Genomic DNA, 16,348 nt, shown 5'->3' on the forward strand with positions numbered 1-16,348 from the left:
AAGACGAAACGTATCGTCTTGTTGTGTGGTGAGCCATGGCCGATCCCGCCCGTCGTTCCTCTGTCAAGCAAACCGCGATCCTGAGCGCCGCCGCCGCCCTGGCGGCTGAGGTCGGATATGCGGCGGTAACCATCGAAGCCATCGCCGCGCGGGCCGGGGTGGGCAAGCAGACGATCTATCGCTGGTGGCCGTCCAAGGCGGCCCTCTTCGTTGACGTCTATGATCAATTGGTGGTGGTGACGACCGACGATGCGGGGATGGTGTCGGCCCCCCGGCAGGTCCGCGCTATCTTGGAACAGGTTTTCGCCCTCTATGCCGCCACTCCGGCCGCCACCATCCTGGCCGGACTGATCGCCGACGCCCAGCATGATCCCGCCGCCCGTCATGCCGTTCTGCACGGGCTGATCGGCGGCCGTGGTCCCGTCTTGGCCACCCCTTTGGCCCGCGCCCGCGCCCAGGGCGGTTTGCCCGCCGATTTCGACGTCGATTGGGCGGCGGAAATGGTGGTGGCGCTGATCTGGAAGCGGGTGTTGTCCGATGGCGCCCTGGATCAAGCTTTCATCGATCGTATCCTGGCCAGCGTTTTCGCCGCGGTGGCGTCATGACCGTTTGTTATCAATCCTATGTGCCCGGCGCCGTCGGCCGGCTGCTGGCCATGCAGATCGAAACGTACTGCCGGACCTTGGGCTTCGGTCGTCCCTTCGAAGCCAAGGTTGGCGCCGACATGGCGGCGTTTCTCGGTCGTTACGATCCGGGGCGCGATCTGTTCTTGACGGCCTTTGACGGCGATGCCTTGGTCGGCGGGATCACCCTTGATCGGGGGGAACATGATCCTGCCTTGGCGATGGCTCATCTGCGTTGGTTCGTCGTTGATGAAAATCAGCGTGGTCAGGGCATCGGCGGCACTTTGTTGGGCCGCGCCATCGCCTTCGCCCGCATGCGCGGCGACCGACAGATTTATCTGTGGACGGTCGATGCCCTGCCGGCGGCGCGCCGCCTTTATGACGCCGCCGGTTTTGTCGTGGCCGAACAGTTCCGCGCCACCACCTGGGGCAAGGAAATGCTCGAACAAAAGCTGGTGCTGGATCTGACTTGACCGAAGCCAAGGCTGGGGCCCGGCTCTGGCTTCAGTCTGGCGGCATGAGCAAGCTGCTGATTATCGCCGGGATCATCATCCTGGGTTCCTCGGGCCTGTCGGCCCTGATCGCCATCGCCGTCGGGACGGCGCAATGGCTCAGCCTTCTTGAGCCTCTGTCGCCACGGATACCGCCGCAAAGTCTGGTGGTTGGCGGTCTGTTTCTGGGGGTGCCGGTGATGGCGGTGGGCTGGGCGCTGATCTGGTTCGGCGGCTGGGCCCGCCATCACCCCTGATCTTATCTTTGCGCCGCCGCCACACGATTCCAGTCGGCGACCCACAGCGAGCTGGGGGCGTCGTGGCCGGTGGGACGCAGCCCGCTTAGCCAATCGGGGGTGATGAAGCTGGCGGTGGTGAAGAACAGCGGCAGCGCCGGCAGGTCGTCGGCATACAATTCCTGCATTTGCCGCCACAGATCGGCGCGCTTGGCCGGATCAAGCTCGGCCTCGAGGGCGTCGATCAACGCATCCATCCTTGGATTGGCGTAGCCGGTGAAATTCTGGCCCGAGAAATTATTCGCGGACGAGGGGATGAAGGCGGAATGAAGCGTGCTGCGCGGCACCTGTCCGGGCGTTCCGAACCACGAATATAAAATCATGCCGCTAAAGGCGCGCTTGGTCACTTTATCGGCGAAGAACGAGCGCGACACTTCGGTGAACGGGCGGATTTCGACGCCGATCTGGCGCAGTTGCGCCTGGATCACCTGTTGCACCAATTCCCGTGAATGGTTGCCGGCGGTGGTGCCCAGCTCGATCACCAATGGCTGGCCGGCGGCGTTGCGGCGCGGACCGGGGCCGGCGGCTTTCCACCCGGCATCGTCCAACAGCGCGGCGGCGCGGCGGGGGTCATAGCCATAGCGTCTGGCACTGGTGCTGTAGATCGGTTCCAGCGGCGAAATGTTGCTGTCGGCCAGCGGCAGCTTGCCCCCGAACATCTCGCGGCTGATGGCTTGGCGGTCGATGCCGTACAACAGCGCCTTGCGCACGCGGGCATCGGCCAGGGCGGGATGGGCCGGATTGACGTCAAGATGTTCATAGACCAGGCCGGGCTTGAATTCCGCCTTCAGGCCGGCCGGCAAGCGATTGGCCAGCGATACCGCCTGATCCAGCGGCAACCCCATTTCGCCGGCGATCATGTGGATTTGGCCGGACAGCAGCGCCGCTTGCAAGGCGCTGGTGTTTTCAATGGTACGCAAGACGATGCGGTCGAAGGCGGGCGTCTTGCCCTTCCAATAGGGGTTGCGTTCCAGCACGACATGGCTGCCGGTGGCGACTTCGCTGACCCGATAGGGGCCGTCATAAAGGCCGGCGGTGGTCGGCGCGGCCATATAAAGGCTGCGCTTGCGGTATTGCTCGGGCTCGGCGAAGGCGGCTTTTTCCACATGGGCGGGCAAGACGCGGAAATCGGTGACGACGTTATAGCCGCCGCTGGCTTTTTCCAGGTGCAGGGTGAACGTCTTTTTGTCGGCGCTGGTGTCGATCCGGCTGATCGAGCGGTAGATGGCGGCGTTGGCGACGCCGCTTTGCGGGTGTTTGCCGACATTCCAGCTAAACAACACGTCGTCGGTGGTCACGGGGATGCCGTCGGCCCAAAAGGCGTCGGCGGGCAGGGTAAAGGTCACCGCCATGCCGCCGCCGGCTTCGGTCTTGGCCAAGCCGTTCTCGACGGTGGGCAAGCTGGTGCACATCAGGCAGGTCAGCTTCCAATCGGCGTCATAGGCGGTGATCGGGCGATGGACGAAACCCAAGGCATAGGCCTTGACGATCATCGATTCGATGCTGGGGTGCAAGATGGTGGGAAATTGCGATAAGCCGATGATCAGCTCGGAGCGCGCCGGCGCCGGCTGAGCATTAGCCGCCAGCGGCAGACAACAGGCTAAAGCTGCCAACAGGTTGCGCAATCGTGACCGGGGCCGCATCTCAGGTAAAACCCTTACGACTATTGATTGTTCGGGTAGCGATGCTTTGAATAACATGGGTGTCGCGCCCGAGTCACGATTGATAATGTTTATCTAAATGGGATCGGCCAAGGTATTTTCATCTTCTTATCCAATGAGGGCGGCTTCTTTATATGTCATAGGCCTTAGGTTTTTGTGCATAATCCGCCTGCTCCCTTTGGGGCCAATACAGCATTGAAATGAATCGCCTATGGGTGTAAACACCCCCCTTCGGCGCGGCACCCCTGGAGGCCGCGCCTTTACGCGTTATTTGGAGAAACGATATGACTGAGATCAGCGCCATCGCCGCCGAGCTGCGCGATCGGGCCGGAAAGGGGGCCGCCCGAGCCACTCGCCGTGAAGGTAAGGTTCCGGGTGTGATTTATGGTGGCAAGCAGGAACCCCTCTGCATCGCCATCGATCCTCGCGTCATCTGGGCCGAGTTGCACAAGCCGGGTTTCAAGACCCGTCTGTTCGACGTGGATTTGGCTGCCGGCGGCAAGCATCGCTGCTTGTGCCGCGACGTGCAGTTCCATCCGGTCACCGATCAGCCGTTGCACATCGATCTGATGCGCGTGTCGGCCGATGCCATCGTGCACGTCAAGGTGCCGGTGCATGTGACCAATGCCGACAAGTCCCCGGGCGTCAAGGCCGGTGGCGTCGTCACCCTGGAACTGCATGAAGTGGAAGTCACCTGCGCCCCCGACCTGATCCCGTCCGAACTGGTCATCGACCTGACCGGCAAGGATGTGGGGTATTCGGTGCATGTGGATCAGCTGGGTCTGCCGGCTGGCGTCACTCCCTACCACGTTGGCGCCAAGGCTGCCGTCCTGACCATCGTCCCGCCGACGGTCAAGGCTGGTGACGCCGAAGCCAGCGCTGAAGCGTAAGGTCTGGTGGCGGTATGATTCTGGTCGTCGGGCTGGGCAATCCCGGCCCTGAATATGCCCAGAACCGCCACAATATCGGCTTCATGGCGGCGGACGAACTCGTCCGCCGCCATTCCTTTGGCCCCTGGCGCACCAAATTCCAGGGCGAGATCGCCGAAGGCAGCATCGACGGCGTCAAGGTTCTGGTCCTCAAGCCCTTGACCTATATGAACCTGTCCGGCCAAGCGGTGGCAGCCGCCGCCCGCTTCCTCAAAATTGCGGTCGAAGATGTCGTCGTCATCCACGACGAGCTGGACGTCGCCCCCGGTCGGGTCAAGGTCAAGCGCGGTGGTGGAGCCGGTGGTCATAACGGCCTGAAAAGCATTGATGCCCATCTGGGGGCCAATTATCGCCGCATCCGTCTGGGCATCGGCCATCCTGGTGACAAAGACCGGGTGTCAGGCTATGTTCTGCACGATTTCGCCAAGGCCGAAAGCTGGGTCGGGCCGCTGCTCGACGCGGTGGCCGACGCCTTGCCCAGAATGCTGGCCGGCGACGATGCTGGTTTCATGAACCGGGTGGCCGTGTTGACGGCGCCGCCCAAGCCGAAAAAGGACAAACCGGCGGCGGATGCCAAGCCGGCGGTTCCTTCCTCTCCGCCGCCGCCGGCCCCGCAAGGCTCCCTTGCCGAGGCTTTGAAGGCGGCACTCGAACGTAAAAAGGATTAACGCGCCATGGGTTTCAATTGCGGCATCGTCGGCCTGCCCAACGTCGGTAAAAGCACGCTGTTCAATGCGCTGACCCAGACGGCGGCGGCCCAGGCGGCCAATTATCCGTTCTGCACCATCGAACCCAATGTCGGCCGCGTCGCCGTGCCCGATCCGCGCCTGGACCGGCTGGTGGTCATCGGCAAAAGCCAAAAAGAAATTCCCACCCAGTTGGAATTCGTCGATATCGCCGGTCTGGTGCGCGGCGCTTCCAAGGGGGAAGGCCTGGGAAATCAGTTCCTGGCCAATATCCGCGAAGTCGATGCCATCGTGCATGTGCTGCGCTGCTTCGTCGATGACGACATCAAGCATGTCGAGGATTCGGTCGATCCGGTGCGCGACGCCGACATTATCGAGACCGAACTGATGCTGGCCGATCTTGATAGCCTGGAACGGCGCATCGTGCCCTTGGAAAAAAAGGCCAAGGGCGGCGATAAGGACGCCAAGGCCCAGGTCGACGTGATGACGCCGCTGTTGGCGGCGTTGCGCGACGGCAAGCCGGCCCGCACCGTCGGCTTCGACAACGAAGACGAAATCCGCATCGCCAAGCAATTGGGCCTGCTGACCATCAAGCCGGTGGTCTATGCCTGCAATGTCGAGGAAGCCTCGGCCGCTTCGGGCAATGCGCTGTCGGAAAAAGTGTTCGCCATGGCCGCCGCCGAAGGTAATTCCGCCGTGGTGATCTCGGCCGCCATCGAAGCGGAAGTGGCGCAATTGGGCAGCGATGAGGAACGGTCCGAGTTTCTGGAAAGCCTGGGCTTGGAGGAAACCGGCCTGGCCCGTGTGATCCGCGCCGGCTATGAATTGCTGCACCTGATCACTTTTTTCACCGTCGGCCCCAAGGAAGCGCGGGCGTGGACGGTGCAAAAGGGGGCCAAGGCCCCGCAGGCCGCCGGCGTCATTCATACCGATTTCGAAAAAGGCTTCATCCGCGCCGAAACCATCGCCTATGACGATTTCATCGCCTGCAATGGCGAGGCCGGGGCCAAGGAAGCCGGCAAGATGCGGTTGGAAGGCAAGGAATACGTCGTCCATGATGGCGACATCTTCCACTTCCGCTTCAACGTCTGAGGCGGGATGAAATAAAAAAGGCCGGGGTGACCCGGCCTTTTTCATGTGTGGCTTTCAGCCGCCGACCAATTTGTCGGGATCAAGGCGAATATCGCGCCGGACTTGGCCGGGATTGCCCAAAGACGGGGCTTTTTTGCCGTCAACGGTGACATCCAAAGCACCGGCATTGCCAACCATCAAGGTCAGGCCGGGGCGGTTGGGCACGGTGTAGCTATCGCCCTTGCGCAGCAAGCGGCTCATCAGCAATTGGCCGTCCATCTCACGCACCTGAATCCAGCAATCATCGGCGGCGGCAAGCAGCTGGACGCGGGAATCCCCCATGTCGGCGCTGGGTTTGGCCGGCTCGACCTTCGGCGTCTCGACCTTGGCCGCTTCGACCTTGGCCACTTCGGGGGCCTTGGCGGTTTCGCTCGGCTTGGCCGGCTCGGCCTTGATCGGTTCGACTTTCGCCGGCTCAACCTTTGTCGGTTCAACCTTTGTCGGTTCTGGGGCTTTGACGGTTTCGCTCGGCTTGGCCGGCTCGGCCGTCTTTGCCTTTTCCGTCGGCTTGACCGGCTCGACTTTCGCCGGCTCGATCTTTGCCATTTCGGGGGGCTTGATCGGCTCGGCTTTGCTGGTTTCTTCCGGCTTGGCCGGTTTGGCGTCGTCATCCTCGGCCGGCGGCACCATTTCGCTTTCCTTGATGGCGGCGGCGGGCGGCGGCGGGGTCACCGGCTTGGCGGCGGCGGGCGGCTCGGCGGTCACATTGACCTGGCGGTTAAGCACCGAGCTAAGGCGGTCGGGGAGGGCGGGAACCATTTCCGCCACCGAGGAATCGCGCGACGAAAGCATGTACCAGGTGCCATAGGCCAATCCGGCCAGCAACAGGCCGACGAACAGCACGGCGCCGCCGGGAATGCGGCCTTCGGAGACCGGCGAGGGAAAGACCAGTTCGCTGCGGGGTGTCAGGTCGTCGGACGCTTCGGCCCGGAAGCGCCGGACCATTTCCTCGCCGTCGAGACCCAGAAACTCAGCATAGGTGCGCAGAAAGCCGATGGCATAGGCGCCGCCGGGCAAATCCCGGTTGCGGCCTTCTTCCAGGGCCAGCAGATAAGGCTGCCGGATGCGCAGCAGCGCGGCCACTTCGGTCAGGGTTTTGCCGGTTTTAGCCCGCGCGGCCCGCAAGGTGGCGCTGACGCTGAGCGGAGATGACGGGGCCGTAGGCTCGTCTGGCGTGGTGTTGGGCACGATGGATCGTTCCTGTTCGCGATGGGACGTTGCAAGCGTCCCTTGTTGCCGCCCCCCATGGACGTCCCGCCCGCCAAGGTTTCGACGGACGGAACCGTTTTACAAAGACTCGCTGTCTCAGGCAACCGTTACCGGGATCGCCCAGGGATTAGCATCCCTGCCAGACCGGGGGGCGCTTGGACAAGAAGGCGTCGATGCCTTCGGCGGCATCGCGGGCCAGCATGTTCGCGGTCATCACCTGGGCGGCATAGGCATAGGCGTCGTCCAGCCCCATTTCCGCTTGCCGGTAAAAGGCTTCCTTGCCCACCTTGACGGTATGCGGCGATTTCGATCCGATCAGACGGGCGAAGCTGTCCACCGTGTCGTCCAACTGGTCCATGGGCACGGCGCGGTTGACCAAGCCCCAGGCGGTGGCGGTGGCGGCGTCGATGGCATGGCCGGTCAGCAGCATTTCCATGGCCTGCTTGCGACCGACCGCTCGCGACAGCGCCACCATGGGGGTCGAGCAGAACAAGCCGATATTGACGCCAGGGGTGGCGAATTGGGCGCTGTCGGCGGCGACGGCCAGATCGCAACTGGCGACGATTTGGCAGCCGGCGGCGGTGGCCATGGCGTGGACGCGGGCGATCACCGGCTGGGGCAGGCGGACGATGGCGGTCATCATGCGTGAGCATTGGCTGAATACCGCCGCCACCGCCTCACGGCCTTCGAGCGAGCGCATTTCCTTAAGGTCATGGCCGGCGCAAAATGCCGGACCGTTGGCCGCCAGCACCACCACCTTGATGGCGGGGTCGGCGGCGATCTTGGCCAAGGTGGCTTCGATTTCGCTCATCATCGCCACCGACAAGGCGTTGCGAGCCTGGGGGCGATTGAGCGTCATGGTTGCGATACCGTTGTCGCAGGACAGCAAAACCATGGCTTCGGTGGAGATGGACATTGGGGCTCCCTTGTCTTTTCATCGTATTCAAAGGCACAGTGTGACGTGGAAACGATCAAACGTTCAATAACCAAGAGGATTCCATGGCCGCCATTTCCGTCGAGGAGTTCAATCGTGATTTCATCATCAAGGTGCCCATGGCTGCCGCGATCGGGATTCACGCCACCCAAGTGGGCAAAGGCGAAGCCCGTCTGCTGATGCCGTTTTCCGCCGCTTTGGCCCGTCCGGTCGATACGGTCAGCGGTCCGGCCTTGATGACGTTGGCCGATGTGGCCGCCTGGGCGGTGGTGTTGACGGTGGTTGGCCGGCAGGAGATGGCGGTGACCACCAGTCTGAACATGAATTTTCTGCGCATGCCCGGTTCCTCGGCCATTGTCGCCGAGGCCAAGATCTTGAAGATGGGGCGGCGTCTGGCGGTGTCGGCCATCGAATTGATCGCGACCGATACCGACGACATGGTCGCACACGCCACCGCGACCTATGCGATTCCTTAGTCCGAAGGCCGCCCCGTGCCGGGGCCGTTCAGACGCCACGCGGGCTTGGGGCCGAAGGCGTGCTCTCAGACGTTATGCGGGACTTGGGGCGGCGGTTATTCCAGTCCCTGCGGCACCACCTGAAGTTTGGCCGGGTCGTCGGCCAACAGGTTCAAGACAACGGTGCCATGGGCGCCGCGCACCAGTAACTCACAGAACCACATGCCATCATCGATTTGTTTGGGGGCGGTGATGTCGATGCGCGATACACTTTCCATGTCCATGGACAGGCTGTGGTTATCACGAAAGGATATAGCGGCGACGGTTTGCATGGTGTGCTCCCTCGGGCAAGCGCAGAGTCCAGGCTCGTTGAAAGCGCGGGCGACGTCAACGGCGTAAGGGGCATACACCGATGCGGTTACAAGATGACGTCGTGGTCCAAGGCAAAGGCGCGCAGGCGGTCACGCAGCGAACGGTCGGGCAATTTCAACAGATGGTCAAGATAGGCGCGGACCGGGGCCACCGCCAACGAGCGGATCATCGTCTTGACCGGGCCGACGGCAGGCGATGACACCGACAAGGTGCGAATGCCGCAGGCCAGCAAGGCCATGGCCTCCAGCGGCCGACCGGCCATTTCGCCGCACACCGACAACGGCACCCCGGCGGCATCGCATTTCGACGCCACATAGCGCATGAAGGTCAGCATGGCCGGCGACAGCGGATCATAGCGATCGGCGATGCGCGGGTTGCCGCGGTCAATGGCGAACAGGAACTGCGCCATATCGTTTGAGCCGATGGAAACGAAATCGACCAGCGGCAACAGCGAATCCATCTGGAAGGCCAAGGCCGGGACTTCCAGCATGGTGCCGACCTTGATGCGCGGTTCCGCATGGCCCGAGGCGATGGCGTGGGCGATTTCCATGTCCAGCAAGCGCCGGGCCTGAACCAGTTCGGCCACTTCGGCGACCATGGGGAACATGATGCTGAGTTCGCGGCCATCGGCGGCGCGGATGAGCGCGCGCAATTGCTGGCGCATGACCGCCGGGCGATCCAGGGTAATGCGGATCGAACGCCAGCCCAGCGCCGGATTGTCTTCCTCATAGGGGTTCCAATAGGGCAGAACCTTGTCGCCGCCGACATCCAGGGTGCGGAAGACCACTTGTCGCCCTGCCGCCTGGTCGATGATCTTGCGGTAAAGCGTGGTCTGGGCAACCACGTCGGGCAAGGACGAGCGGGCCATGAACGGCAATTCGGTGCGGTAAAGGCCAATGCCGTCGGCGCCGCATTCATGCAAATGCTGCATATCGAGCAACAAGCCGGCATTCATCATCAGCCGCACGGCGATGCCGTCGCTGGTGATGGCCGGCAGATCCTTCAGCTTGGCGTAATTGGCGGCACGCTGTTGACGCAGATGCAAGGCATCGAAAAAGATGTCGCGGATGTCGTCGCTGGGGCGCAGAAAGACCTGACCGTTATCGCCGTCGATGACCACCGGATCCAGTGGTTCGACCTTATCGAGCGCGTCCTTGCAGCGTCCGACCACCGGGATATCCAGGGCGCGGGCGACGATGGCCACATGCATGGTCGGGCTGCCCTCTTCCATGACCAGGCCGCGCAGGCGCTTGGGGTCATAGTCGAACAATTCCATCGGCCCCATGGAGCGGGCGAACAAAATGGCATCGGCCGGCAATTCACCCTTGGAGGCCGCGCCGCTTTCGCCCGACAGGTGTTGCAACAAGCGATTGGCCAGATCCTCGAAATCGTGCAGGCGTTCGCGCAAATACGGGTCGGAAATCTGGCTCATGCGCGCGCGCATGTCCTCGTGCACCTTTTGCACGGCGGCCTCGGCGGTCAGGCCGGTGTTGATCGCCTCGCCGATCTTGCCCAGCCACCCCTTGTCCTCGGTGAACATGCGATAGGTTTCAAGCACGTCGCGGTGCTCGCCGTCGCGCATTTCGGGGCGGGAGAACAGATCGTCCAGGGCCTGCTTGATGTCGGCCAGCGCCTTTTTCAGGCGCTCGTGTTCGATGTCGGGGTCTTCCGCCACCAAGCGGCGGATGACGATGCGCGGGTTGTGCAGCACGGCGGTGCCGATGCCGACGCCGCCATTGAGGCGGATCCCTTCAAGGCGCAGCGGCAACAAGGCATTGCCATCGACCGGAACCAATTCGTCGCGGCTGACCAATTCGCCCGAAGCGACCAATTCGGCCAAGACCATGGCGACGGTTTCCATGGTCTCGATTTCTTCGTCGGTGTAGTGGCGCATGGTGCGGTTTTGCACCACCAAAACGCCGACGACGCGGCCGCCGCGGATGATCGGCACCCCCATCAGCGAATGGAAGATCTCTTCGCCGGTTTCCGGCCGATAGGCGAAATTGGGATGGCTTTGGGCGTCGGCCAGGGCCAGGGGGCGGGCATGGGCGGCGATATCGCCGACCAGACCTTCGCCGACGCGCAGCCGGGTGTTGTGGATGGCGCCTTTTTTCAGGCCTTCGGTGGCGAACAATTCCAGCACTTCGCCCGCGCGCATGACGTAGCACGAGCACACTTCGGCGACCATGTCGGCGGCAATCAGGCCGACGACGCGGCTGAGGCGTTCTTCGGCGCTGCCGCCGCCAGCCATGACGTCCCGCAAGCGCGCCAGCAGGCGCCGCGAGACCGAGGGCGACGCCGGGCTCATTACGCCAGCCCCGAACGGGAAGCCAGGGCGCCAAGGGCCTGATCCAACAATTCGGACAGGATTTCGGCGCAGGGCTGCACCTTGGTGACCAATCCGACGCTTTGACCCGCCATGACCGAGCCGGTTTCGACGTCGCCGTCGATGACCGCGCGTTTCAGTGCCCCAGCCCAATAATGCTCGATTTCCAACTGCGCTTCCTTTTGTTCCAACTCGCCGGCGCGGTAGCGGCGGATGATGTCGTGCTGGAATTCGATGAAGCGCTTCGATCCCTGATTGTAAAGGGCGCGCACCGGGATGACCGGAAAGACCGGGTCGACCTGGGTGGTGGGAACGGCGTCGCGCGCGGCGGCGCGGATGAAGGATTGCTTGAAATTGGGATGGGCGATGCACTCGCTGGCGCAGACGAAACGGGTGCCCAATTGCACCCCGGCCGCGCCCATTTCCAGATAGCTGACGATGGCTTCGCCGCGACCGATGCCGCCGGCGACGAAGATCGGCAATTGCTCGGCCATCACCGGCAGGATTTCCTGAGCCAGCACGCTGGTGGCGACCGGGCCGATATGACCGCCGGCTTCCGCCCCTTCGATGACCAGGGCGTCAACGCCAGAGCGCACCAGCTTTTTCGCCAGCACCAGGGCCGGGGCGAAGCAGACCACTTTCGCGCCGGTATCCTTGGCCCGCTTGATCGCCGCCGCCGAGGGCAGGCCGCCGGCCAGGACGATATGGCTGACATGGGTTTGGCCGCAGACGTCGATCAGGGCGTCCAGATCGGGGTGCATGGTGATCAGGTTAACGCCGAAAGGGCGCTTGGTCTGCTCCTGCGTCGCGATGATTTCGGCGCGAAGGCGGGCGGGCTCCATCGAGCCGCAGGCGATGACGCCGAAACCGCCGGCATTGGAGATGGCGGCAACCAAATGGCGTTCGGATATCCATGACATGGCGCCGCCCATGATGGCGTAATCCGTGCCCAGGAACTCGCGTCCCCGCTGCCACAGTCGGTCCAGTCGTCCGGCTGAGCTTGCCATCGCCGTCATGTCCCGTCACCCGGTCCGTTAATCAGGCTGCATCCAAACCATAGGCAGTGTGCAGGGCGCGCAACGCCAGTTCAGTGTATTTTTCTTCGATCAGCACGCTGATCTTGATTTCCGAGGTCGAGATGACCTGGATGTTGATACCTTCGGTCGCCAGGGTCTGGAACATTTTCTGAGCGATGCCGGCATGGCTGCGCATGCCGACGCCGATGACCGAGACCTTGACCACGTTGGAATCGGCGATCAGACCTTCATAGGCGACATTGGCCTGGTTGTCCTCGATAACCTTCTTGGCCCGCTCCAGATCGGCCTTGCCGACGGTGAAGGTCAAATCGGTGGATTTGCCGTCTTCCGACACGTTTTGGACGATCATGTCAACGTTGACGGCGGCGTCGGCCAGCGGGCCGAAGATGGCGGCGGCGACACCGGGACGGTCGGAGACGCGCACCAGGGTGATCTTGGCTTCGTCGCGACTATAGGCGATTCCGCTCAGCAATTCCTTTTCCACGATCTCATCCTCATCGCAAACCAGAGTTCCGGGCTTGTCCTCGAAGCTGGACAGCACCTGTACGCGCACATGATGCTTCATGGCCATTTCGACCGAGCGGGTCTGCAAGACCTTGGCGCCGACCGAAGCCAGCTCCAGCATTTCCTCATAGGTGATCTTATCGAGCTTTCGCGCCTTGGTCACGATCCGCGGATCGGTGGTGTAGACGCCATCGACATCAGTATAGATGTCGCAACGATCAGCGGAAAGCGCCGCCGCCAAGGCCACCGCCGAGGTGTCCGAGCCGCCGCGGCCCAGGGTGGCGATGCGGTTGCCCGGGGCGATGCCCTGGAAGCCGGCGACCACCGCCACTTGGCCCAAGGCCATGCCGGCCAGCATCTCGGTGGTGTCGATGGCGTCGATGCGGGCCTTGCCGTGAACATCGTCGGTGCGGATCGGAACTTGCCAGCCGGTCCATGACCGGGCGTTGACGCCCAGTTCCTGCAAGCCGATGGCCAGCAGGCCCGAGGTGACCTGTTCACCGGTGGCGACGACGCAATCGTATTCGCGTTGGTCGTGCAGCGGGGCCATCTGCTTGCACCAATCAACCAATTGATTGGTGACGCCGGACATGGCGGAAACCACCACGGCCACTTGATTGCCAGCCTCGACCTCGCGCTTGACGCGGCGGGCCACATTTTTGATACGGTCGATGTCGCCGACGGAGGTTCCGCCGAATTTCATCACGATACGAGCCATGAAATCATCCTTTAGGACCAGGGCATCAGTGGCCCCGGTTCACTTTTCTTTGTCTGCCCGGTTGCCGGCCGAAAGGCGCCCCTTCATACTCTGTCGCCAATCAGGACGCAAGCCCGGCAACCCCAGGGAACCGGCCCCAGCAGGAGTATTCGATGAACCGTTCCGCCCAAGCCTCCGGCGCGGGAACCGCCTCGGCCGAAGAGGTCGCCCGCTTTACCGCCATGGCCGAAGAATGGTGGGATGCCACCGGAAAGTTCAAGCCGCTCCATCGTTTCAATCCGGTTCGGCTGTCGTTCATTCGCCGCGAGATGGCCGCCCATTTCGGCCGTGATCCGCAAAGCCCGCGCCCCTTCGAAGGCTTGACCCTGCTGGATGTCGGGTGTGGCGGCGGCCTGCTGTCCGAGCCGTTGGCCCGCATGGGGTTTGCCGTCACCGGCATCGACGCTGGCGACAAGAACATCGCTGTCGCCCGCCTTCATGCCGAAAAATCCGGCGTGCCGGTGGATTATCTGGTCGGCGGGCCCGAGGACGTGACGGCGGCAAGCTTTGATGTGGTCTTGTCCATGGAAGTGATCGAGCATGTTCCCGACCCGTCCCGGTTTCTCGCCTTGGCGGCGGCGGCGCTCAAGCCCGGCGGCGTCTTTTTGGGGGCGACGCTGAATCGGACGGCCAAGTCCTGGCTGATGGCGGTGGTCGGGGCCGAATACGTGCTGCGCTGGCTGCCCAAGGGGACCCATGATTGGAAAAAGTTCGTCCGCCCGTCGGAATTCGCCGCCATGCTGCGCGCCGCCGGCATCGCGACCAAGGTGTTCCGCGGCATGGAATTCCGGCCCTTAACGGATGAATGGCGCGAAACCATGAACCTGGATGTTAATTACATGTTGATGGGGACGAAGGGGTGATCCTTCAACCATAAGGTTGGGGGTGCTTGTGCGTGAAATGGGTGTATGCTTTCACGATGATGTAATTTCGGGGGCGGCATGCATAAAGCATTCGCCGACAAGACATCGAAGCGTTTCACCCAGTTGCGCCATCTTGTGGTGGCTGCTGTCGTGGGGTGGAGCCTTCTTGTTGGCGGGTCCTTGAGTTGGAATCTGCTCAACGAAATCCGCCAAGCCCAGGAATTGGCGACGCGTGAGGCGCGGGTCCACTTCAACAAGGATCTGGCCTTTCGCCGCTGGGCCACCCTGCATGGCGGCGTCTATGTCCCGGTGGATGAACGCACCCAACCCAGCCCGTGGCTGAGCCATATTCCCGATCGCGATGTCGTCACCGATGGCGGGGTCCACCTGACGTTGATGAACCCCGCCTTCATGCTGCGTCAGGTGATGGAGGAATATGCCGCTGATTACGGCGTCCATGGCCGGATCACCAGCTTGTTGCCGTTGAACCCGGCCAACAGCCCCGATGGGTGGGAACAAGGGGTTCTTGAACGTTTCGCCCGGCACGAGACGGACGAGGTGACCGAATTGGTCAAGGTTGACGGCCAGCCGCAAATTCGGTTGATGCGGGCCATGGTCACCGAGATCGGCTGCCTGAAATGTCACGCCCATCAAGGCTATGAAGTCGGGGATGTGCGCGGCGGCATCGGTGTGGCGGTGCCCTTGGCGGGCTATCTGGCGCTTCAACGCCACGCCACCATTGCCCAATCCATCACCCATGCGGTGATCTGGCTGGTGGGGATCGGCGGCATCGGCTTTGGCGCCAATCGGTCACGTCGCCGGATTCTTGAGGAAATCAAGGATGAGGGGCGTCTGCACGAACTCAGTCATCAAAACCAGATGATCTTGAATTCCGTCGGCGAGGGGATTGTCGGCATCGATGCCCAGTGCCGCATCATTTTTTTCAGCCCGTCAGCCTCGCATATTCTTGGTTGGCCGGCGGACGAGATCCTGGGCCACAAATTCCATGAACTGATCGAGCCGGGATCGCATGTCGAGGGCCAGCCCTGTCCTGGGGTCAACACATGTTGCCCAACCCTGATATCGGGGCAAGGGCGGCAAAGCGCCGGTGAATTGTTGCGGCGCAAGGACGCGCCGGCCTTGCCGGTGGAGGTGCAAAGCGCCCCGGTGGTGGAAGACGGCGTGGTGAAGGGCGCGGTGCTGGTGTTTCACGACATTTCCGAACGCCAAGACAGCGAGCGCCGCCGGCACGAATTGCTGGAACGGCTGGAACGCTCCAATCGCGATTTGCAGGATTTCGCCTATGTGGTGTCGCATGATTTGCAGGAACCCCTGCGCATGGTCTCGTCCTATCTGGGATTGGTGCGGCGGCGCTATGACGAGAAATTGGACGATGACGGCCGCGAGTTCATCGAATTTGCCGTCGATGGCGCCAAACGCATGTCGCGGATGATCGCCGATCTGGTGGATTTTTCCCGCGTCGAAACCCGCGGCGCCACGTTCGTCCCCGTCGACATGAACAAGGTGGTCGCCGATGCCCAGGCCAATCTGGCCTTGGCCATCGAAGAAGCCGGCGCCACCGTCGCCGTGCCAGCGGATTTGCCGGCCGCGCTGGGCGACCGCGAGCAATTGGTGCGGTTGCTGCAAAATCTGATCGGCAATGCCGTCAAGTTCCGGGCGCCCGAACGGCCAGCCTTGATCACCATCGGGGGCCGTGTCCGCGACGATGGCCGCCGCGAATATTGGGTCACCGATAACGGCATCGGCATCGCCCCGGAATATCACCAGCGCATCTTCATGATTTTCCAGCGAGTCGGCACGGTAAAAGTCGATGGCACCGGCATCGGCCTGGCGGTGGTCAAGCGCATCGTCGAGCGCCATGACGGCGAAATCCACGTCGAATCCCAAGTGGGCGCCGGCGCCACCTTCCGTTTCGACCTGCCGGGATAGGGTTTGTCGATCCCGTCCTGCCCGCACAGGCTGGTATCTTGGAGTTTTGGCAAACTCTGGGTTTCCGCCGGCGCGGAAACAGCGAGGGGGCCTGATTATTCACCACAGAGACACAGAGACACAG

At 62.7% G+C, this 16,348-nt stretch carries 16 protein-coding genes; 9 read left to right on the forward strand and 7 right to left on the reverse strand.

Features of this window, described 5'->3' with window-relative positions:
• The first annotated feature begins 35 nt into the window (after positions 1-35).
• From KEC16_RS09085 to KEC16_RS09095, 3 genes are read left to right on the forward strand one after another with little or no spacing between them, the layout of a single operon-like run.
• On the forward strand, positions 36-605 hold the full coding sequence (locus KEC16_RS09085) for a TetR/AcrR family transcriptional regulator (RefSeq protein ID WP_211548048.1): 570 nt from the start codon (positions 36-38) through the stop codon (positions 603-605).
• Positions 602-1,096, forward strand: a complete 495-nt coding sequence (locus KEC16_RS09090) for a GNAT family N-acetyltransferase (protein WP_211548050.1) — start codon at positions 602-604, stop codon at positions 1,094-1,096. Before KEC16_RS09085 ends, KEC16_RS09090 begins: the two co-directional genes overlap by 4 nt.
• Complete coding sequence (locus KEC16_RS09095; protein ID WP_211548052.1) at positions 1,093-1,371, forward strand: hypothetical protein; 279 nt, start codon at positions 1,093-1,095, stop codon at positions 1,369-1,371. The genes KEC16_RS09090 and KEC16_RS09095 overlap by 4 nt, the downstream gene beginning before the upstream one ends.
• 2 nt (positions 1,372-1,373) lie before the next feature.
• On the opposite strand, the gene KEC16_RS09100 is transcribed toward KEC16_RS09095, so the two are convergent.
• Positions 1,374-3,053 (reverse strand): peptide ABC transporter substrate-binding protein, encoded by a 1,680-nt coding sequence (locus KEC16_RS09100; protein WP_211548054.1) that lies wholly within the window; start codon positions 3,051-3,053, stop codon positions 1,374-1,376.
• A 302-nt stretch (positions 3,054-3,355) separates the two neighbouring features.
• Here KEC16_RS09100 and KEC16_RS09105 point away from each other — a divergent pair, with 302 nt between their 5' ends.
• From KEC16_RS09105 to ychF, 3 genes are read left to right on the forward strand one after another with little or no spacing between them, the layout of a single operon-like run.
• Entirely contained in the window at positions 3,356-3,961 is a 606-nt protein-coding gene (locus tag KEC16_RS09105) for a 50S ribosomal protein L25/general stress protein Ctc (protein ID WP_211548056.1), read from the forward strand.
• Positions 3,962-3,975: 14 nt separating this feature from the next.
• Positions 3,976-4,668, forward strand: coding sequence for an aminoacyl-tRNA hydrolase (gene pth, locus KEC16_RS09110; RefSeq protein ID WP_211548058.1), 693 nt, complete (start codon positions 3,976-3,978; stop codon positions 4,666-4,668).
• 6 nt (positions 4,669-4,674) lie between these two features.
• Positions 4,675-5,778, forward strand: coding sequence for a redox-regulated ATPase YchF (ychF, locus tag KEC16_RS09115; RefSeq protein ID WP_211548060.1), 1,104 nt, complete (start codon positions 4,675-4,677; stop codon positions 5,776-5,778).
• A gap of 54 nt (positions 5,779-5,832) precedes the next feature.
• Here ychF and KEC16_RS09120 read toward each other — a convergent pair whose 3' ends face one another.
• Both KEC16_RS09120 and KEC16_RS09125 read right to left on the reverse strand, forming a co-directional pair.
• Positions 5,833-7,005 (reverse strand): helix-turn-helix domain-containing protein, encoded by a 1,173-nt coding sequence (locus KEC16_RS09120; RefSeq protein ID WP_346344057.1) that lies wholly within the window; start codon positions 7,003-7,005, stop codon positions 5,833-5,835.
• Between the two features lie 148 nt (positions 7,006-7,153).
• The gene (locus tag KEC16_RS09125; RefSeq protein WP_211548062.1) at positions 7,154-7,942 is read right to left on the reverse strand and encodes an enoyl-CoA hydratase; all 789 of its coding nucleotides are present in this window, start codon (positions 7,940-7,942) and stop codon (positions 7,154-7,156) included.
• Positions 7,943-8,025: 83 nt separating this feature from the next.
• Between KEC16_RS09125 and KEC16_RS09130 the strand changes: the two genes are divergently transcribed.
• Complete coding sequence (locus KEC16_RS09130) at positions 8,026-8,436, forward strand: PaaI family thioesterase (RefSeq protein ID WP_211548064.1); 411 nt, start codon at positions 8,026-8,028, stop codon at positions 8,434-8,436.
• Positions 8,437-8,531: 95 nt separating this feature from the next.
• Here the strand turns inward: KEC16_RS09130 and KEC16_RS09135 are convergent, their stop codons facing one another.
• The 4 genes from KEC16_RS09135 to KEC16_RS09150 form a co-directional block, all read right to left on the reverse strand.
• The gene (locus KEC16_RS09135; protein ID WP_211548066.1) at positions 8,532-8,747 is read right to left on the reverse strand and encodes a hypothetical protein; all 216 of its coding nucleotides are present in this window, start codon (positions 8,745-8,747) and stop codon (positions 8,532-8,534) included.
• 86 nt (positions 8,748-8,833) lie between these two features.
• On the reverse strand, positions 8,834-11,095 hold the full coding sequence (ptsP, locus tag KEC16_RS09140) for a phosphoenolpyruvate--protein phosphotransferase (protein ID WP_211548067.1): 2,262 nt from the start codon (positions 11,093-11,095) through the stop codon (positions 8,834-8,836).
• Positions 11,095-12,120: an NAD(P)H-dependent flavin oxidoreductase gene (locus tag KEC16_RS09145; RefSeq protein ID WP_211548069.1), complete on the reverse strand. Its 1,026-nt coding sequence runs from the start codon at positions 12,118-12,120 to the stop codon at positions 11,095-11,097. The genes ptsP and KEC16_RS09145 overlap by 1 nt, the downstream gene beginning before the upstream one ends.
• A gap of 31 nt (positions 12,121-12,151) precedes the next feature.
• A complete protein-coding gene (locus tag KEC16_RS09150) occupies positions 12,152-13,372 on the reverse strand; it encodes an aspartate kinase (RefSeq protein WP_211548071.1) in 1,221 nt (406 codons plus the stop codon).
• A 152-nt stretch (positions 13,373-13,524) separates the two neighbouring features.
• On the opposite strand from KEC16_RS09150, the gene ubiG reads away from it, so the two are divergent.
• Both ubiG and KEC16_RS09160 read left to right on the forward strand, forming a co-directional pair.
• Positions 13,525-14,274: a bifunctional 2-polyprenyl-6-hydroxyphenol methylase/3-demethylubiquinol 3-O-methyltransferase UbiG gene (ubiG, locus tag KEC16_RS09155; protein ID WP_211548073.1), complete on the forward strand. Its 750-nt coding sequence runs from the start codon at positions 13,525-13,527 to the stop codon at positions 14,272-14,274.
• 78 nt (positions 14,275-14,352) lie between these two features.
• Entirely contained in the window at positions 14,353-16,224 is a 1,872-nt protein-coding gene (locus tag KEC16_RS09160; RefSeq protein WP_211548075.1) for an ATP-binding protein, read from the forward strand.
• The last annotated feature ends 124 nt before the right edge of the window (positions 16,225-16,348 follow it).

The organism is Magnetospirillum sulfuroxidans (assembly GCF_018224925.1).
GTDB lineage: Bacteria > Pseudomonadota > Alphaproteobacteria > Rhodospirillales > Magnetospirillaceae > Magnetospirillum > Magnetospirillum sulfuroxidans.

What these genes read in the sequence shown, in the direction of transcription:
- KEC16_RS09085 (WP_211548048.1), top strand. Translation starts at nt 36, where the DNA reads ATGGCCGATCCCGCCCGTCGTTCCTCTGTCAAGCAAACCGCGATCCTG.
- ubiG (WP_211548073.1), top strand. Translation starts at nt 13,525, where the DNA reads ATGAACCGTTCCGCCCAAGCCTCCGGCGCGGGAACCGCCTCGGCCGAA.
- KEC16_RS09145 (WP_211548069.1), bottom strand. Translation starts at nt 12,120, where the DNA reads ATGGCAAGCTCAGCCGGACGACTGGACCGACTGTGGCAGCGGGGACGC.
- ptsP (WP_211548067.1), bottom strand. Translation starts at nt 11,095, where the DNA reads ATGAGCCCGGCGTCGCCCTCGGTCTCGCGGCGCCTGCTGGCGCGCTTG.
- ychF (WP_211548060.1), top strand. Translation starts at nt 4,675, where the DNA reads ATGGGTTTCAATTGCGGCATCGTCGGCCTGCCCAACGTCGGTAAAAGC.
- KEC16_RS09135 (WP_211548066.1), bottom strand. Translation starts at nt 8,747, where the DNA reads ATGCAAACCGTCGCCGCTATATCCTTTCGTGATAACCACAGCCTGTCC.
- KEC16_RS09125 (WP_211548062.1), bottom strand. Translation starts at nt 7,942, where the DNA reads ATGTCCATCTCCACCGAAGCCATGGTTTTGCTGTCCTGCGACAACGGT.
- KEC16_RS09150 (WP_211548071.1), bottom strand. Translation starts at nt 13,372, where the DNA reads ATGGCTCGTATCGTGATGAAATTCGGCGGAACCTCCGTCGGCGACATC.
- KEC16_RS09130 (WP_211548064.1), top strand. Translation starts at nt 8,026, where the DNA reads ATGGCCGCCATTTCCGTCGAGGAGTTCAATCGTGATTTCATCATCAAG.
- KEC16_RS09090 (WP_211548050.1), top strand. Translation starts at nt 602, where the DNA reads ATGACCGTTTGTTATCAATCCTATGTGCCCGGCGCCGTCGGCCGGCTG.
- KEC16_RS09100 (WP_211548054.1), bottom strand. Translation starts at nt 3,053, where the DNA reads ATGCGGCCCCGGTCACGATTGCGCAACCTGTTGGCAGCTTTAGCCTGT.
- KEC16_RS09160 (WP_211548075.1), top strand. Translation starts at nt 14,353, where the DNA reads ATGCATAAAGCATTCGCCGACAAGACATCGAAGCGTTTCACCCAGTTG.
- pth (WP_211548058.1), top strand. Translation starts at nt 3,976, where the DNA reads ATGATTCTGGTCGTCGGGCTGGGCAATCCCGGCCCTGAATATGCCCAG.
- KEC16_RS09105 (WP_211548056.1), top strand. Translation starts at nt 3,356, where the DNA reads ATGACTGAGATCAGCGCCATCGCCGCCGAGCTGCGCGATCGGGCCGGA.